Origin of the sequence: Pseudomonas sp. TWP3-2, from assembly GCF_049897765.1 — a bacterium.
In the GTDB taxonomy this organism is placed as follows: domain Bacteria; phylum Pseudomonadota; class Gammaproteobacteria; order Pseudomonadales; family Pseudomonadaceae; genus Aquipseudomonas.
This window is the reverse complement of record NZ_JAFCWW010000003.1, coordinates 58,374-74,613: the sequence shown is the minus strand read 5'-3', so window position 1 is coordinate 74,613 and position 16,240 is coordinate 58,374. Positions and strand designations below refer to the sequence as shown.

At 49.8% G+C, this 16,240-nt stretch carries 13 protein-coding genes; 11 read left to right on the top strand and 2 right to left on the bottom strand.

What is annotated here, in order from left to right:
* Positions 1-67: 67 nt before the first annotated feature.
* The 3 genes from ACP7EE_RS05805 to ACP7EE_RS05795 all read left to right on the top strand — a co-directional run bounded on the left by ACP7EE_RS05805 (position 68) and on the right by ACP7EE_RS05795 (position 3,163).
* Positions 68-331 carry a DUF2790 domain-containing protein gene (locus tag ACP7EE_RS05805; protein WP_426233892.1) on the top strand — a complete coding sequence of 88 codons (264 nt, stop codon included), beginning with the start codon at positions 68-70 and terminating at the stop codon, positions 329-331.
* A 549-nt stretch (positions 332-880) separates the two neighbouring features.
* Complete coding sequence (locus ACP7EE_RS05800) at positions 881-2,131, top strand: ribonucleotide-diphosphate reductase subunit beta (protein ID WP_420646401.1); 1,251 nt, start codon at positions 881-883, stop codon at positions 2,129-2,131.
* A gap of 168 nt (positions 2,132-2,299) precedes the next feature.
* Positions 2,300-3,163: an HNH endonuclease gene (locus ACP7EE_RS05795; RefSeq protein ID WP_426233891.1), complete on the top strand. Its 864-nt coding sequence runs from the start codon at positions 2,300-2,302 to the stop codon at positions 3,161-3,163.
* Positions 3,164-3,317: 154 nt separating this feature from the next.
* Here ACP7EE_RS05795 and ACP7EE_RS05790 read toward each other — a convergent pair whose 3' ends face one another.
* The gene (locus ACP7EE_RS05790) at positions 3,318-4,943 is read right to left on the bottom strand and encodes a DNA cytosine methyltransferase (RefSeq protein WP_426233890.1); all 1,626 of its coding nucleotides are present in this window, start codon (positions 4,941-4,943) and stop codon (positions 3,318-3,320) included.
* Positions 4,944-4,956: 13 nt separating this feature from the next.
* On the opposite strand from ACP7EE_RS05790, the gene ACP7EE_RS05785 reads away from it, so the two are divergent.
* From ACP7EE_RS05785 to ACP7EE_RS05750, 8 genes are all read left to right on the top strand, one after another.
* Positions 4,957-5,418, top strand: a complete 462-nt coding sequence (locus ACP7EE_RS05785; RefSeq protein WP_426233889.1) for a very short patch repair endonuclease — start codon at positions 4,957-4,959, stop codon at positions 5,416-5,418.
* Positions 5,419-5,629: 211 nt separating this feature from the next.
* Entirely contained in the window at positions 5,630-8,269 is a 2,640-nt protein-coding gene (locus ACP7EE_RS05780; protein WP_426233888.1) for a Z1 domain-containing protein, read from the top strand.
* Complete coding sequence (locus ACP7EE_RS05775) at positions 8,262-9,260, top strand: PD-(D/E)XK motif protein (RefSeq protein ID WP_426233887.1); 999 nt, start codon at positions 8,262-8,264, stop codon at positions 9,258-9,260. Before ACP7EE_RS05780 ends, ACP7EE_RS05775 begins: the two co-directional genes overlap by 8 nt.
* Positions 9,257-11,107 carry a hypothetical protein gene (locus ACP7EE_RS05770; RefSeq protein ID WP_426233886.1) on the top strand — a complete coding sequence of 617 codons (1,851 nt, stop codon included), beginning with the start codon at positions 9,257-9,259 and terminating at the stop codon, positions 11,105-11,107. The genes ACP7EE_RS05775 and ACP7EE_RS05770 overlap by 4 nt, the downstream gene beginning before the upstream one ends.
* A complete protein-coding gene (locus ACP7EE_RS05765; RefSeq protein ID WP_426233885.1) occupies positions 11,104-12,009 on the top strand; it encodes a hypothetical protein in 906 nt (301 codons plus the stop codon). The genes ACP7EE_RS05770 and ACP7EE_RS05765 overlap by 4 nt, the downstream gene beginning before the upstream one ends.
* Positions 12,006-12,800, top strand: coding sequence for a DUF6339 family protein (locus ACP7EE_RS05760; protein ID WP_426233884.1), 795 nt, complete (start codon positions 12,006-12,008; stop codon positions 12,798-12,800). Before ACP7EE_RS05765 ends, ACP7EE_RS05760 begins: the two co-directional genes overlap by 4 nt.
* Positions 12,801-13,238: 438 nt before the next feature.
* A complete protein-coding gene (locus ACP7EE_RS05755; protein ID WP_426233883.1) occupies positions 13,239-13,748 on the top strand; it encodes a BRO-N domain-containing protein in 510 nt (169 codons plus the stop codon).
* 260 nt (positions 13,749-14,008) lie between these two features.
* Complete coding sequence (locus ACP7EE_RS05750) at positions 14,009-14,998, top strand: hypothetical protein (protein WP_426233882.1); 990 nt, start codon at positions 14,009-14,011, stop codon at positions 14,996-14,998.
* A 3-nt stretch (positions 14,999-15,001) separates the two neighbouring features.
* Here the strand turns inward: ACP7EE_RS05750 and ACP7EE_RS05745 are convergent, their stop codons facing one another.
* Complete coding sequence (locus tag ACP7EE_RS05745; RefSeq protein WP_426233881.1) at positions 15,002-16,198, bottom strand: hypothetical protein; 1,197 nt, start codon at positions 16,196-16,198, stop codon at positions 15,002-15,004.
* Positions 16,199-16,240: the final 42 nt, after the last annotated feature.

The following is a 16,240-nucleotide window of genomic DNA, read 5'->3' as shown; positions in this document are numbered from 1 at the left end:
TGAAGTTCCACACGCAACCCCATAAAGGTTGCGTGACCCCTTTCGACCTCAAAAAGGTAAATTTTAAATGAAAGCTTTATTGGTTCTGGCCCTCAGCAGCCTGTGCGCAACCGCCATGGCAGACGAGGTCCCGACTGATGTCGCACAGCAAAAACCGGCCATCGAGGAATACAATTACTCGACCCACCTGGATGTCGCCAAAGTTATCTCCATGAGCGAAATCCCGAATGTCTGCGAAGTTGTTCCAATGAAAATGGAATACGACGACTCCAAAGGCCAGCGCCACATCCTGCGCTACAGCGTCATGGGCAACGGCTGCTCCAATGGTTGATCGAGACTGCACCGAATCGGATCATTCAACGTACGATTGAGCGGCGATTCCAGCCCGACTTCGGTCGGGCTCAGTTGTGTCTGATGGCGCTAAAAAGGCTTGCAAAACACTAGATGTAGTGAAAAACGCGATTTTTTGTTCGAATTTTGAACAAATCCACATTCGCGAAATTTTTACGAAAAAAAATCTTTCCCCGGCAAAGCCCCATAAACCCTCGCTCCGACCGAAAAACCTCCTCTCCCAAGCACTCCATGCGCGGATTCGCCCCACCACGGCCCGAATTTTTTCCCTATAATGCCGCCCTATAGCGGGCCTGCAATATCCCCTTACAGGGATGAAAAGCCAGTCTGAAGCCCCGCAGCAGCGTTCAGCGTTGCCTGCGCCCATCAGAGGCTCTCGGAACCCCGTACAAAATTCTGTTTGATGCCTGCGTATAGCTGCTGCAAAAAACGATTCCTTTAGATCCAATGCGGCCAGTACGGCCGTGTGAAAAACCAACCTTTCAGTTTTCACACGGGCATCTGGCCCTCACGCAGGAGACGACACGTCATGCTGAGCTGGGACGAATTCGACAAAGAAGACACTGGCGAAGTGGTTGTAAAAGGCGCCAACGCCGGCCACGCGACTGAAGCCAACATGGACCGCCTCGACACCGCCGGTGGCGTCGCCGCCCTCGAAGCGCGTGCCGTGACCGCCTCCGACTCGGCCGCGATTGCCCGTGCCAAGGCTGCTCTGGACAACCTCGACATCGCCGAAGGTCTGGCTGAACTCGAAGGCGCCTCCGCCCGTGTCGCCGTTGACGAAAAGCGCATGATCAACTGCCGCGCCGACCTCAACCAACTCGTGCCATTCAAGTACGACTGGGCCTGGCAGAAGTATCTGGACGGTTGCGCAAACCACTGGATGCCGCAAGAGGTCAACATGACCGCCGACATCGCCCTCTGGAAAGACCCGGAAGGCCTGACCGACGACGAGCGCCGCATCGTCATGCGCAACCTCGGCTTCTTCTCCACCGCCGACTCCCTGGTTGCCAACAACCTGGTACTGGCCGTGTACCGCCTGATCACCAACCCGGAATGCCGCCAGTACATCCTGCGCCAGGCCTTCGAAGAGGCGATCCACACCCACGCCTACCAGTACTGCATCGAATCGCTGGCCATGGATGAAGGCGAAATCTTCAACATGTACCACGAGATCCCATCGGTCGCGAAAAAAGCCACCTGGGGCCTGAAATACACCCGCTCGATCTCCGATCCGAAGTTCGAAACCGGCACCGTCGAAACCGACAAAGAGCTGCTGCGCAACCTGATCGCTTACTACTGCGTACTGGAAGGCATCTTCTTCTACTGCGGCTTCACCCAAATCCTCTCCATGGGCCGCCGCAACAAAATGACCGGCGTCGCCGAGCAGTTCCAATACATCCTGCGCGACGAATCCATGCACCTGAACTTCGGCATCGACGTGATCAACCAGATCAAAATCGAAAACCCACACTTGTGGGACGCCGAAATGAAGGAAGAAGCCTCGCAGATGATTCTGCAGGGTACGCAGCTGGAGATCGAATACGCCCGCGACACCATGCCTCGTGGGGTGTTGGGGATGAATGCGGCGATGATGGAGGACTATCTGAAGTTCATCGCAAACCGTCGTTTGTCGCAGATTGGGTTGAAAGAGGAATATCCAGGGACTACGAATCCGTTCCCTTGGATGAGCGAGATTATGGACTTGAAGAAAGAGAAGAATTTCTTTGAGACTCGCGTGATCGAATACCAAACTGGTGGTGCGCTTAGCTGGGATTAATGGTCTCGCTCGGCACGATTTGACGATTGCTGCTCGAATCAACAAGTCGAAAAGAAAAAAGCCCCGATCTAATCGGGGCTTTTTTTATTGAAAAAGAACAAGCACAATAAAAACAACCCGACCCAACCACACCTGATACCAAGACAAAGACAAAGACAAAGAGTGAATATGCTTGAGGCTAAATTTTATGACACATACTATTTCTGCAATGTTATAAAAAGCATCCTCTATCACTCAGAGAACCACCTTGGGGTATTGAATGAATTTTACGGAGACGGGCGGATTTATTACAGACTTAGCACATTCAACAAATACTCAGTCTTTCATGAGTTTGTAGAATTTATTGTTCATGACATCTATTACGATCAGTCGAGTGAGGCCGCCTTAGCAAACAAGCAGAAAATGTATGAAGACTACCAGGACATACCTATTGCTTTTAAACTCCTGAGACCGGCTACTCTACCAATAGAGTTAGCACTCGAACACCACAATATGCCGCATCAAAATTTCGAAGATTTTCTAGACAAGCAAAATAAAGAGTTTACCGAGTGCAACATAGATGACGTGTATGAATTCATCCATGAACTGCGCGAGACAGGTGTTTTTCACGAGTTAATCGAGCACATTTCCAAGGAGGTTTTTCATATTTTATTTCAGAATCGCGACCTCATGAAAACCTTCAATATATTGATGGCAAATGCTCTTGACATCGAAACCACATCAGAGACACCGAGCGAAATTAAACATCTATTTACTCGACCCGGTATATTGAAACGCGCAGCGATACCGGAATGGGTACGAAGAGCAGTTTTTTTTCGAGATAGAGGCCGATGTGTACTATGTGACAAGGACTTATCCGGCCAAGTAAATTTAGAAAACAAAGAAAATTATGACCACATAGTACCGCTAGCTGGACACGGACTTAATGATATATCCAACATCCAACTTCTTTGCAAAGAATGCAATCAGCTTGAGAAAGGAGCCGGAGAGGCGGTCACGTCTGAGAAATATCAATCGTGGTACACATACTAGTGACAGCTCTTTACTCCACAGAACGTTGCCAACTCCAACACCCTTTCGCTTATCCAGTGCGTGGCTCGCCCTAAAAACCAAGCACTGGATGTGCAGAGAGCTCTTGAATCTGACTACTTCCAGCAAACTAGACCATCGTTATCAGCAGATCAGCTTACTCATCCAACTGCAACTTTTTATGTATAATTTTAAAGACGACCGAAGCTATTTTATTCGCTAGCAAAGGCGGAACAGCATTGCCGACTTGATGAAATTGGTGAGTCCGATTCCCTTGAAAAAAATAGTTATCCGGAAAAGTTTGGAGTCGAGCCGCTTCTCTGACCGTCAAGCTACGACATTGCTTCGGATCGTAATGAATAAAGTAGTGACCGTCCTTCGAAATATGGCTCGTAATAGTTGTTGCAGGTAGATGCTCGACTTGAACCCTAAAGCGATCACTAAACTTTCCGCTCTCCCAATTTTTATGAGCAGGTGCAAGACCTGAGAGACTAAATTGCAGATGACCTTTCGGGGAAGTGCCGTAAGCCTTGGCATAAATACTGGCAAACATGTACCTACGTAGATCGGATGGCATGTGACCGCGAGCATCGTGGTTTAACCAGTAGTGCAGCATGTCATCTCGATACCAACGATCTAAATTTTCATCTCTCGTTCCCCCATCGCCTTTGCGACGGGAAACACGAAGCGCTCCGACGTCAAGAGAAGAGGAAAGAAGAGATTTACGGGCAATTTTCATCTCTGAGCTGAGTTTCGGATCAACATTACTGCTAACTTCCGAGGCAAGTCCATCCAGATGATCTGCGACTTCCTTGTACCAAGCTTCGCCACTATCTGCCTGCTTAGTCAAGCGACTGCGCAATTCTGGCAAGTCACCGAGAATTTGTTTTGTATTTACTCGCTCAATCGCCTTCTCTAAGCGATCATATTGCTCAAGACTCCCGTGCTCATCCAGAGCAATTCCCAACAGGATCACCCGATGTCTCGCCTGAGGTATTCCATACTCCTCTGACCTGATAATAAAGCCGCGAGGATCCACCTTACTTACGTCTTCACCGGGACCATAGGATTGATCAGTAACAAGAGAATAGATGCGATATTTTTTGCCTAATGAGGGATCACCAAGAGCCTTATTTGGATCGGTGAGATCCTTTAGAATCTGCGTAAAAATACTTTCGCCATCAATCTTTGAAGAGAGAATTCCTTTCACGTTCTCCATTACGAAGATAGCTGGTTTTCTCTCCTTGATGATTCGCAGATATTCCTTGTATAGAAAATGGCGATGATCATTTTCAGCGCTGTAATCCGCCTTTCCCTGATTACGCGATCGACCAACAATTGAATAGGCTTGGCATGGGGGCCCGCCAATCAGAATCCAAGGCCGATCTTCAAGTTTCTCTTCGAGAATCGCATCAAGCTCTGCGTCGCCTTCCCTAGATCCCAGCGTGATGCACCTAGCCTCTTCATCCGCTTGCCGCCACTGAGGCTCACTCAGATCGCTATACGGCTTCTGACTCAGGCCATTACAAAAATTATAGTAATCGGTTAACTGCTCAGGATTCTGGTGCTTAAGCAGCCTGTAAAAAGCTCTCAACTTGAGCGTTTCGCGGGCAATTGGATTCATTTCCGCAGAGACTAAAATCTCAAATCTGGATCCGCCTCCCGAGGAAGCAAAGCCCTCGCCCAAGCCTCCAGGACCTGCAAAGAGATCGACAATCTGAATTGGCTTCGAAAGCTTGGTGTCACACTCGATAGCGGTATCTCGGCCTAACGGCAAATTCATCTGGGGCTCATTCATGGACATAGTCAGTAAAGAAGTCAGGTCTCGGATGATGTCCGGCATTCGCAGCAGCAATACATCTCCCGAAATGAAGGTTCGAAAGCTTTTGCATCGCAATGGCTTCAGGTATCGCCTGCATTCTCGGAAGCTTCCCGGTCGGCCAGATATAGTGCTCAACCGCTACAATCTCTGCATTTTTATTCATGGTTGCTTCTGGCACAGACACCTCGGTTGTAGGTATGCCACAACCCCTCGAACTCGCGAAGAATTCTGGCAATTAAAGTTTGACCAGAACGTGAAACGAGACCTTAGGAATAAAACCGAGCTGATTCAACAGGGATGGCGTGTCTTTGAGCTTTGGGAGTGTGGCATTCGCGGTCCAGAAACGGAAATGAACTGGCTTCTGGAAGCCGTGCCGGATTGTAATCAAAAATGTCTCACCTGGCCCGATTTTCCTACCCAAGGCACTCATAGCTGACAATTGATAGATGCTCAGCCATGCGCGATGTACTGCCCAACCGCTATAAATGAAAAAAATAGAATGGCCTGACTCAAAATGCGCTGTGAGAACAAGACAGAAAATGGCAAAGTGACACCACCCAAAGTAGAAGCTTCGTGTGCTCGATGAAGCTCTGTTGGCGAAACCGGCCACATGGATCCCCATGGATAGCAAGTAAAGGATTGCGTCGATGACAAACCCGCAGATTGATACCTTCGCCCGCCAGATACGCGAGAAGCTTCCCACTCATGACTCCCCCGAGAAGGCAGCTGTGGCTTTAAAGAGAGATTTTACGAGTATTGGTGTCTCGTTTACTCCTGAGATGGATCAGAATCTGTCATTAGCTCTAGGGCATGTCATCGCTTCGCTGGAAGACGTCGAGATCCTACGACGCAGTTCATTAATCAAGAAAAGGGATCCTTGGTACAAAGGGCCGGGATCAAAGGACGTTCATTGGCCAGCGCTAAAGGGATACCTCGCCAATAGTAAGGGATGGGACAAGGACACCATCAATTCGATTGATGAAAGCTCCTCGGAAGTTGTGTCGCTGCTTGCAAACCCCAATAGCGAAGGCTTTCGCCATCGCGGTCTTGTGGTAGGTTATGTCCAGTCCGGCAAGACCGCAAACATGACAGCAGTAATCGCTAAAGCTGTAGACGCTGGTTATAACCTCATCGTGCTACTGGGTGGAGTGACTAATAAACTGCGAGCTCAAACTCAAAGGCGTATCGAACACGACATAGTCAATCGCCATCGCCATTTCTGGCAACTTTACACCACTGAACAAAATGATGGCGACTACACGTATCCGAAGAATGGGTCATTCACTATGCCTGTCCAAGGACGTGCACAGCTTGTGGTTATGAAAAAAATCACTTCGCGACTAGAAACCTTCCGCAAAACGATTGTGGACGACAAAGGAAAACCGAAAACCCCCTTAGCCATTCTTCGTCAATTAAAAGTTCTTTTGATTGATGATGAATGTGATCAGGCATCGGTCAACTCGTCTAACAACGATTACGACATGACGAAGATCAACGCCGAGATACGCAAAATCATAAGAGCACTTCCAGCGGTATCTTATGTCGGTTATACAGCAACGCCATTTGCGAATGTTTTTATCGACCCATACCCCTTGAACCAACATGATTTGGATGACCTGTATCCAGAGGATTTTATAACTACTCTTCCTCGCACCGAAGGCTATTTCGGAGCGCGAGAAGTATTTGGATACGCTCCGGCCGACCCTGACGGTCCGGAATCTCCTGAAGAAGCGGGTAGGAATATGATCCGTCACGTACCGGAGGAGAGACTTAATCTATTACGCCCTATCCGTATCAGTGAAAAAGACTTGTTCCAACCAGAGATGACCGACGACTTGGAGCACGCAGTTATATGGTTCTTGCTCAGTTGTGCAATCCGTAGAGCGCGCAACCAACAAGACCAGCATATGACAATGCTAGTTCATACTTCGCCTTACATTATCCAACACGAACGAATGGCGAAGCTTATAAAACAATGGATCGAATCAAACCTAACCGAATTAACTTCAAACTTTGGCGAGCTCCAGAAAAAAATTGCAAGAGTGCTAGAGGAAGAGACCGCCCAAGTCCCGCTGGAGCACGACGACATCTATTCTCTGGCAGAATTGCGCCCCCACATCAACAGCACCCTCGAAGCACTCGAATTCGCCATTGAAAACGGTGAAAGCTTTGAGCGCCTTGATTACACCCAAGAACCAAAGACCTATATCGTAGTCGGCGGCACGGTACTGGCGCGAGGTCTTACTCTAGAAGGTTTGTCCGTTTCATTCTTCCTTCGCACTTCGATGCAATATGATACTTTACTTCAGATGGGGCGGTGGTTTGGATACAGAAAGGGCTACGAAGACCTGCCTCGACTCTGGACGACAGCAGAACTAGCGTCAAACTTTCGAGCACTATCGCGCATTGAAGAGGAAATAAGGGACGACATCAACAACTATCGAAAACATAGTGTCACACCGACAGAATTCGCGGTACGGGTGCGCGCTATTCCTGGAATGGCAATCACGGCAGCGTCCAAAATGCGTCATGCTTATCGCAGCAATATCAGCTTCGAAGGCCGGCATATACAGACAATTCGGTTTGACCACAGAAGCACCACCAAGGTTAATGATAATTGGAGCGCTGCCGAGCAATTCGTGGATAAACTCACGGAAAAATACTCACTCCAAACTTTAAATGGTGGCAAGCGCCATCTTTCCCAAAACGTCCCCCTTCGAGAAGTTCGTAGATTTCTATTGACTTATGATATTTGCGAACATCACATGGATCTTAAAAAAGACCTTCTTTTAGGTTACATAGATCAGAAATCAGATAGCCTACAAAGCTGGAATATCGGTATTATCACGCCTACAGGGCCCAAGATATCCGAAAAAACGCTTGGAGCACTTGGGTTGGTGAACACCGCCTGCCGTTCTCAGCTGAAAGATAATGAAAGAGGATATGCAGACATCAAAGCACTAATGTCGAAGAACGACATTTTAATTGATGCGACTGATTCCGACGCGGTTGGAAAAAATGGTAGTTGGGCCGAAATCAAGCTTGGGCGCCCGCCCGTTCCACTGCTCTTATTGTATGTGATTGATGGCACATCCGAAGCGCAGTCTTCGTCTCGCAAGGATCTGGATGCCGTTGGTGATCTGATAGGAATTGGTATCGTTTTCCCGGGGGCTCCTGATCAAGCTGGCGACTATTTCTCGGTCGAACTGGACGCCCCTGTTCCGGAAGATACTGGATCAGAAGAGGAGTTGTTGTCAGAAGCACTGCACGAGGCCATCGATGAGTAAACGTGCGATGGAACGTTGGTGCCGCTTAAAGACGACCGAATCCGGAGATGGAGTGATCGAGGTACCTAGTATTGATACGGGTATAGAAACAGGCTTCGGTACGGCACGCTACGCAATTGGTGCTCAAGGAGAACTTCGTCTCTTGGTACCTGTTGGGGTACGGAGTGGGGTGAGAGCATTAACATCAACTTCCAAACTCCTAGTAACGACCTCAAGTTATAAAATCTCCAATAAAAACACGTTATTCCTAGATATCATGTGCTTAGATCGGGCCCTCGACATGGTATTTTCTGAGATTGTTGAAGACATCCTTCGACGAATATCGGAGGGTTTTTCTCCGACAAAAGCTGTGTCCGCATCTATCGATGAATTCCGAGAATTATTAAAAGGAAAGCCTCGTGAAGAAATTTCGGAAAACGTAATTCTCGGTTTAGTTGGCGAACTGGAGATTATGCGGCGCTTGGTGTCTCATAATCATGCTGCATCCGAAACATGGACTGGTCCATTTCAACTCCGGCATGATTTTCGACAGGGCAACCACGCACTGGAAGTGAAAACATCTCGTCGATCTGATGCAACTCGGATATACGTAACTGGTGTCGATCAACTGGCTGCTCCTGTCGGAGGTACGCTCCACCTTGCTCATATGCGCCTTGAATGTGTCAAGGGTGGCGAACTTTCAGTAGGCATGATCTATGATTCTTTACTTAAAGTTGGGGTTAACAGAGAAACACTCGATAAGGGGTTAAGTGCTGTGGGATGCTCGGATCCATATGGATATGAATGGAACAATCACTCCTTCACATTCGGCGAATTAACAGTCTACGAAGTCACTGAAGGATTCCCAAGAATCATCGGTTCCAGCTTTGCGGGAGCTATATTGCCCGCTGGCGTTTCCGCACTGGAGTATCAGGTCGATCTGAGCCATGCGAAATCCTTTGAGCTTACGGCTGAAGAGCTCACACTCGCCTTTAGGAGGATCGCAGGTTGACACGACTCGAGCTATTTAGCGAACCGTTCGCAAAAACCGGAAACATAGCAGCAGATGGTTTTAAACGACTGCTTGGCTGCCCCGCTCAAGACCTTCTGCAGACTGTCCTTCGCGAGTCCATCCAGAACAGCATTGACGCGGCTATGCCAGAGCACGGCCCGTCAATGGTTATTCGATTTCGCACTCTTACAATCCAGCAGTGCAGCGCGCTGCGGGAGTTTGCGCTGGGCGAGCTTCCTTTGGGCGACTCTACACGAAATGCTATTTCGGGCTCGATTGGAAAAATCGGTCTAAAAGTGCTCGAAATATGTGACTTCCGTTCCTCGGGGCTCGCAGGCCCCACCTCAGGAGATGTTGCATCGGATGGAGTAGAGCCTCTCAACTTCGTAAACTTTCTCCGTAACGTCGGTGTTGCCCGCGATACCTATCACGGAGGGGGTACTTACGGTTATGGGAAGACATCGCTTTATGCGATGAGCGTTTGCTCGACAATTCTCGTTGATAGTCAAACAACCTGGGACGGTGAACCTGTCCGTAGATTCATGGGGTGTCATCTCGGGTCAGCGTTCAATGCAACTGCAATAGATAAAAAGCGCAAGAGATTTACAGGTAGACATTGGTGGGGAATAAATGATGGGGAGGGTGGCATTGATCCTCTCACAGGGCTGGGCGCCGCTGAACTGGCAGCTTCGTTAGGAATGCCAGACAGGGACTTTAGGAGTCCAGGCACCTCCATTCTGATAATAGACCCCTACATAGAGGAAGAAGAATTAAGACCAATAGATCATTACATCCAAGAAACTATTCTATGGAATTTTTGGCCAAGACTTACTGACTCAACACCTCAGGATAAAAAACTTTCTATAAGGGTAGAAGTTGAGGGCCGCGAAATTATTCTACCTGCCCCTGAAAACTTCCCACCGTTCGACTTGTTCGCATCTGCAATGAAAGCATATCGAGAAGATTCAGATGATGTGCAAATTGTTAGCAGCGAGCGCCCGAAGAAAGACCTAGGTAGGCTAATTATCAAAAAAGGTCTTCGCGCCGACCGAGTGGGCTGCGCTAACCATGAAGATTCCGCGCTCCCGCGACAAGCGAGTCATATCGCTTTAATGCGGCCTGTTGAATTAGTCGTAAAATACGTAGAAGGAACCCCGTATTCCGATGCGCGGTTTGAATGGGCGGGCATTTTCATATGTTCCGATGAAGATGAGGTGGAGTCAGCTTTTGCAATGTCTGAGCCACCTGCACATGACGACTGGATTCCTAATAATCTTCCGAGCCGCAACGCGAGGACATATGTTCGAGTTGCTCTCAAACGAATTGAACATGCCGCTAACAGCTTCGCAACACCAATTCTCTCAGTGCCGAATATAGGTCAGGGCCGTGGCCCTTCACTTGCCAGCACAGCCAGCCGTTTAGGACGCTTACTTGACTCCGCTTCAGGCAAAGGTCCGGGGCGGCCGAAACCGTCCCAGCGATCACCGTCTGTCAAGCAAGAGCTGTCTATATCACAGCCAAATTTTGTTCGACTTGAATTGGACGAAAGGCGCCGACGTTGCGCAGTCTTTGAAGCAAACGTGCTGAATGACGGAAAAAACTCTGAGCTTGAGGTGTTAGCAACTCCTCATTTAGTAGCTGATGGTAGCGTCACAGACGAATCGGATTTACCGCCTGGTTTTGAAACGCGGGTGCTTGAAATGTCGTTCGATGCTAATGAGGAGATCACCCTTTTTCCAATTATTAGCGTCGGCAATCAAAGCGGAACCATAACAATTAAAGTTCTGAGCCCACCAGAAGCGGCTGTAGGAGTGCGTCTTCGGTTTCTGAAGGAGGGAATTAAATGAGCCGCTTAGCCACACCTTTTCTCACGCTTTCCAATGAATTTGTAAACTTTAGCGGCTGGATGATTGGGCCGCCAAGCGAGCCCCTATTCCCGGCCGCCGACATTCTTGAAAACTGGGACTATGAACAAGACATTCAAGTCAATATTCATGTCGACTTGGACTTTACAGGCGCCGCTGCTCAATTAGGGATCGCCCCTAAAAACCTTAAGTTAGGAGTAATACTTCTCGCCGGTACAGGTGCAGGGAGTTTGCCTCGACGCGTAGATCGTCTAGGCGCCGCATTTATTGACAGCGACAACCATTCGGTTACGTTAGAAGAAATCATTCCAGGGCGCACACTTTCCGGACAAATTTTTCTCTGCGTTAGAATTGTGCTCGACTCACCAATAGACTCTGGAGGTACTCTTTCCCCCAAGCAGCGTGGTGCTCGACTTTGGGAGACTCACCACCATATTTTGATCGAAGACGGGGGCGACTCGAGGTTTCCTATTGAACTTGCCAGTTTCTCCGAGAGTTTCCAAGCAAGACCCGAACAATATGCTCCTTGGCTTGTTGACTGGAATCCAATTCAGCTGGCTGCAGACTTTAGCGGCAACGTAAGGCTTTATGTCAATTCTGACATTGAAGCTATTTGTGAAAGATTCATCGAAGGTGATTCTTTGACTCTTCAGGCGATGGTCGCCGATGTAATGACTCAGATCATCGAAGCTGCGCTGGAAGTAGATTGTGCAGCGGAACTGGATCAATACGAAGAAGGATCTATAGGTCATCAAGCCAGAGTTTGGATGGAAATTTCTTTCCGTGGACTAAATATTGAGGCCATTCGCCAAATGCGTAGCTATTCTCCTGGTAAATTTAAAGCCTTAATTCTCGCAGCGGCCGATTTCGGAGAGGATGAATGATGCGGGTTTCACTTTTGCCACGCCTTAAAGCTCATGGAGTCGCAACACTCCTTGAAAAACTCAAGATCGAGCCTCGACCTTCGCGAATAGAAATTGATAGTCTAAGTGAGTATTCTGCGTTGAAGAGTAGTGCCGCGAGTGGCGGAACAAAAGCTGATGCGGTTGCTGTCAACATAACAGCTGAGTTGCGAAAAATTGCTCAGGATGCCGGATTTCCAACCTCAAATTCCCAAGCCGCAAGAGCGCAGTTTGACAAAAACGCTTCTATTTACTTGGGACAGTTGGAGCCATTGCAGTCAGGTGAAGCCTTACGCGATGACGTGTGGGCGTTCATGACAACAGTACTTGGTCCAGACATTGTCATGTGGCGCTTCAATGATAAACAACAAGAGCGTGTAGCTCGTTTTGCAGGGGGCGTTCGCAACTCGTTTCAACGGCTATGGGTGCGGGGAACGACTCTGGACAGAGGTCAAGAACATGCGCTGCGATGGGAGCTTATAACTCAGCTGACCGAGGATGCCATGGTTCAAATATTCGAGCGAGCATCTATAGGGGGTAATTCCTCTCTAGCGCGGGCCGTTGCAGAGGGTTGGTTGGAAATGGCCACTAAAGTGGGCAGAGCTCCAATGGAGGGTATTATGCGATCTGCTACAAAAATACTTAGAGTAAAAAATCAAGTGATTGATCTCGGATATCTTTCCACTGAAGAGCTAAGGCGCGAAGTTGCAAATGTTTTCGATATTGCAGCACATATGCTTAGCAACGTCGGTAAGTCTGAGGCCATAATCTGAAAAATACAAAACGTGTCGGCACAGATCTGGGCAAAAAAAAGATTTTAAATATGGATTCGATTCCTCGGTAGAAAAATTTAGAAAAGTTTTGGTTGTTGACTTGGTCTTATTAAGCCCCTAGGTTCGGTGTCCGGCGCCTAAGAAACGCCCTAACCAGAGCGGCCTTCCGCACCCGACAGTAATGCGGCTTTTTTTCGTCTGCGGTTTCTCTACGTCTGCGAAAAATCCCGTTATGTCGGGAGTGGGCGAATACAAGACCCGAAAGGGGAATATGTCCGGCCCGTCTCTGGTGGGTTTCTTAGCTCCCGACACCCTAACGAATGCCCTAAGAAAGCAGCCAGAGGTAAATGGAAATGCCTGAATATCAAACCTTCATGATGAAGGTGAATCGCTGTACCCGCCGTTCGACTTACGTACTTCCGCTTCAGGAGGTGCTGCATGTCTGAACCACACGTACCCACCCTGTTCACTCGCAATAAAGCGCACTTGCATGCACTTCTGGTCGAGAACCAGGCGTGGCTTTGCGCCAATGAGCTGGGGCGTCTGATGGGCAAGCGGCTTGATGAGCGCATGTTGCGCAAGCTTGATTCTGATCAGCGCCAGATGATGCTTGTCGAGACATATGGCGAAGCCGATGAACGCTTGATGGTGAGTGAGTCCGGCGCGTATGCGCTTCTGGTCTATCACTACTGTCCCGAGTATCGACAGCTTCGTGAGTGGCTGACGCATCAGGTTTTGCCTGCGCTGCGTGATGCCCGTCCTTCGCGTACCGCTGAGCGTCCGACGTTGAGTGTGCTGAGCTGGCCGCAGATGTCGCTGAGCACGCTGCATTGGCAGGATGAGCCGTGGATTCGGTTACGGGATATGCCCTGTTTGCTGGCAGACGATCCGTTCAATCACCGGGAATCCTGGTGGCGTAAGGCTTCGCGATTGATACGTGGTTGCTGATTGTTTGTAGGTCCGCTGTTTGAGTTTCAGGCAGCGGATTTTTTTGCGAGTCGAAATACTGGGGCTGCTCCGCAGCCCAGCGGGGATAAATCCCCTCGCCACAGGGAATTTGTTGCTGCGCATTGGGATTGAGTTGATGCTGCCAATCGCCAGCAGGCTGGCTCCCACAGGTTTTGCATTATTCTGAAAACATTCGGTGCAACCCGCGCCATGTCCCGCTATTAATACCCCTCCCCCCACTCAAGGACCCGAGCCCTGCCATGAAATTCGATCTCGCCTATTGCCTCAGCCTCGACGACAAGTTGTCGATTTATGATGTTCGTGATTTGAATTTCGATGAGACGGTGGCGTTCGATTCGGCGAAAGAGCAGTTCCAGTGCCCCAACGATGCCTGTCGTTCGGCGTTTGATGCGTCCAACGAGTTGGGCACTTTCAATGCCAAGAATGTGAATTACGTACGCACGCCGCACTTCAAGAATCTGCCAACTACTCAGCATGTGGCGGGGTGTGCTTATGTGAGTTTGAAGGCTTCGGCGTCGGGGGTTGAGACGGCGGATGGCGAGGCGGATGACGGGCGGGAGGAGCATTTCCCATCGGAGTTGTTGCTGACGCGACGTGAGTATGTGCGCAAGCCTGCGGCTCCGGCGGTGGCGGCGGATGTTTTGCGCGATGATCCGCAGCGGGTGGCGGCGATTGATTCGAAGGAGTCAGCCAGTCGTGACACGGCGCCGGACAAGACCAGTGTGTTTGCGCATCCGGTGGAGTGTTTTGTGTCGAACTTCGCCGACAAGGAGTTGCTCAAGCGCATGCCGTTGAAGGTTGGCGAGCGTACGGCGCCGTACAGTTCGTTCTTCAAGAAAATTGAGTATTTGACGGACAACAAGGGGCTGATCTACTGGGGCCGGATCAAGAAGATTGAGGACTTCCACGAGGGGGCCAGCTTCCGTATCGATTTCGAGGACAAGGTCTGGTTCAAGAAGCAGGATGACAGCAAGAAGAAGCCGTATCCGGTGAGTGTTTATCTGAACAAGAAGCTGATCGACAACTACCGCAAGCGCAAGGCGTTTCTGGAAGAGATCAAGCAGGCGGCCGATAGTGATAAAGAGTTGTTCTGTTTCTTCTATGGCGTGACGCCGGAGTTGAAGCAGGTGCCCGGCAAGAAGAACCCCGAAAAGCCTTTCGAGGTCTTCAATGCCAATATCGAGAACCTGGATCACTTCATCATTCGTGAAGCGCCGGGTCTGGCGTGAGGGTTAGCCCTGGGGCAGTTGCAGTTTGACGGCGCCGGGGTGTTGTTTGATCAGGGAGTACGGCAGGACTGACCAGTCCGGCGAATCGCAGGCGCGTTCAATGCGCGCAAAGTAAGCTCCCAGGTACAAACCTTTTTCGGTGAAGCGCCAGTTGGAAGCCCCCCAGTTGTCTTCATTGGTGAAGTCGCAATTGTCGTCCCCGCCCTCTACAGGCTTCTTCATTTCATCGGGGTACAGCGCGGTGAGTTGTTTGATCAGCCACGGGACAAATACTTCGCGCTGGTACTTTGAGCGCGCCGCTTCTTCTGCCGCGCTCAACGGCTGATCACCGCCTCGGTAGCGGTCGGCGTGCAGAATAGGCTCGCCCTCTCCCACCCAAAGTACGTCTTCGAGCGACAACGGATGGCCGGTTTTCACGTCGATGTTGAGCGGGGAATCACCGAAGTCCGGGTGCGCGCCGCCACAGTAGTAGCTGGTGGAAATGTTCAGACTGATGACGCCGGGAGATATAAAGGTTGGAGTGACGTCTTGCAGGAATTCGGTGTTTTCACCACCGCGCAACTGACAACCGTAGTAACTGATCGTCTCGTCCCACAAGCGTCCGAGCAACTGTCGGTTGACCCGTTGCATATCATCTTTGGACATGCCGGATTCAATGCTGAACATGGAGATCTTCGAATCTGGTTCCTGCCACCATTGCAGGGTGAAACCCATGAAGTCCTGTTTCTTCAGAGGCTTGAGCTTTAGTCCCTGAAGACGCAAGTACTCATACGGCTCGCTCTTGGGCAGCGTGGCGATGAAGGGCAACGCGTTCGGTGGCAAGTCGGGAAGTGGTGTAGCGGTTACCTGAACCGGAAGTTTTTTGCCTTTAGGGTTTTGCCATTCCCCTCTCCAGCCGCCATCAATCTGCTGCAAGTTGAGGGTGGCGAGTGGCTTGTCTGGATCAAAGCGATTGCTGCCTTCCTTGAGTTCAAGGACGTCATTTTTCAACGTGCCGTTGAGTTCCAGATCGCGATGAAATTTTTCATAGAAATAGCGACCGGTGACCTGCTCCGGATCGCTCGTATCGACTTCCAGCACTATCGGCATTTTGCCCAATGTACCGGTGAATACGTGCCGGGTATCTTCAGCCTGAGCAGTGGAAAACATTAAAAACAACACAGCGGCGCACGGCGCCAGGCGCAACAGTCCCTTGAGCATGGATCGATCCCTGAATGAGGCGGAGGTCGCGCCGGGACTTGG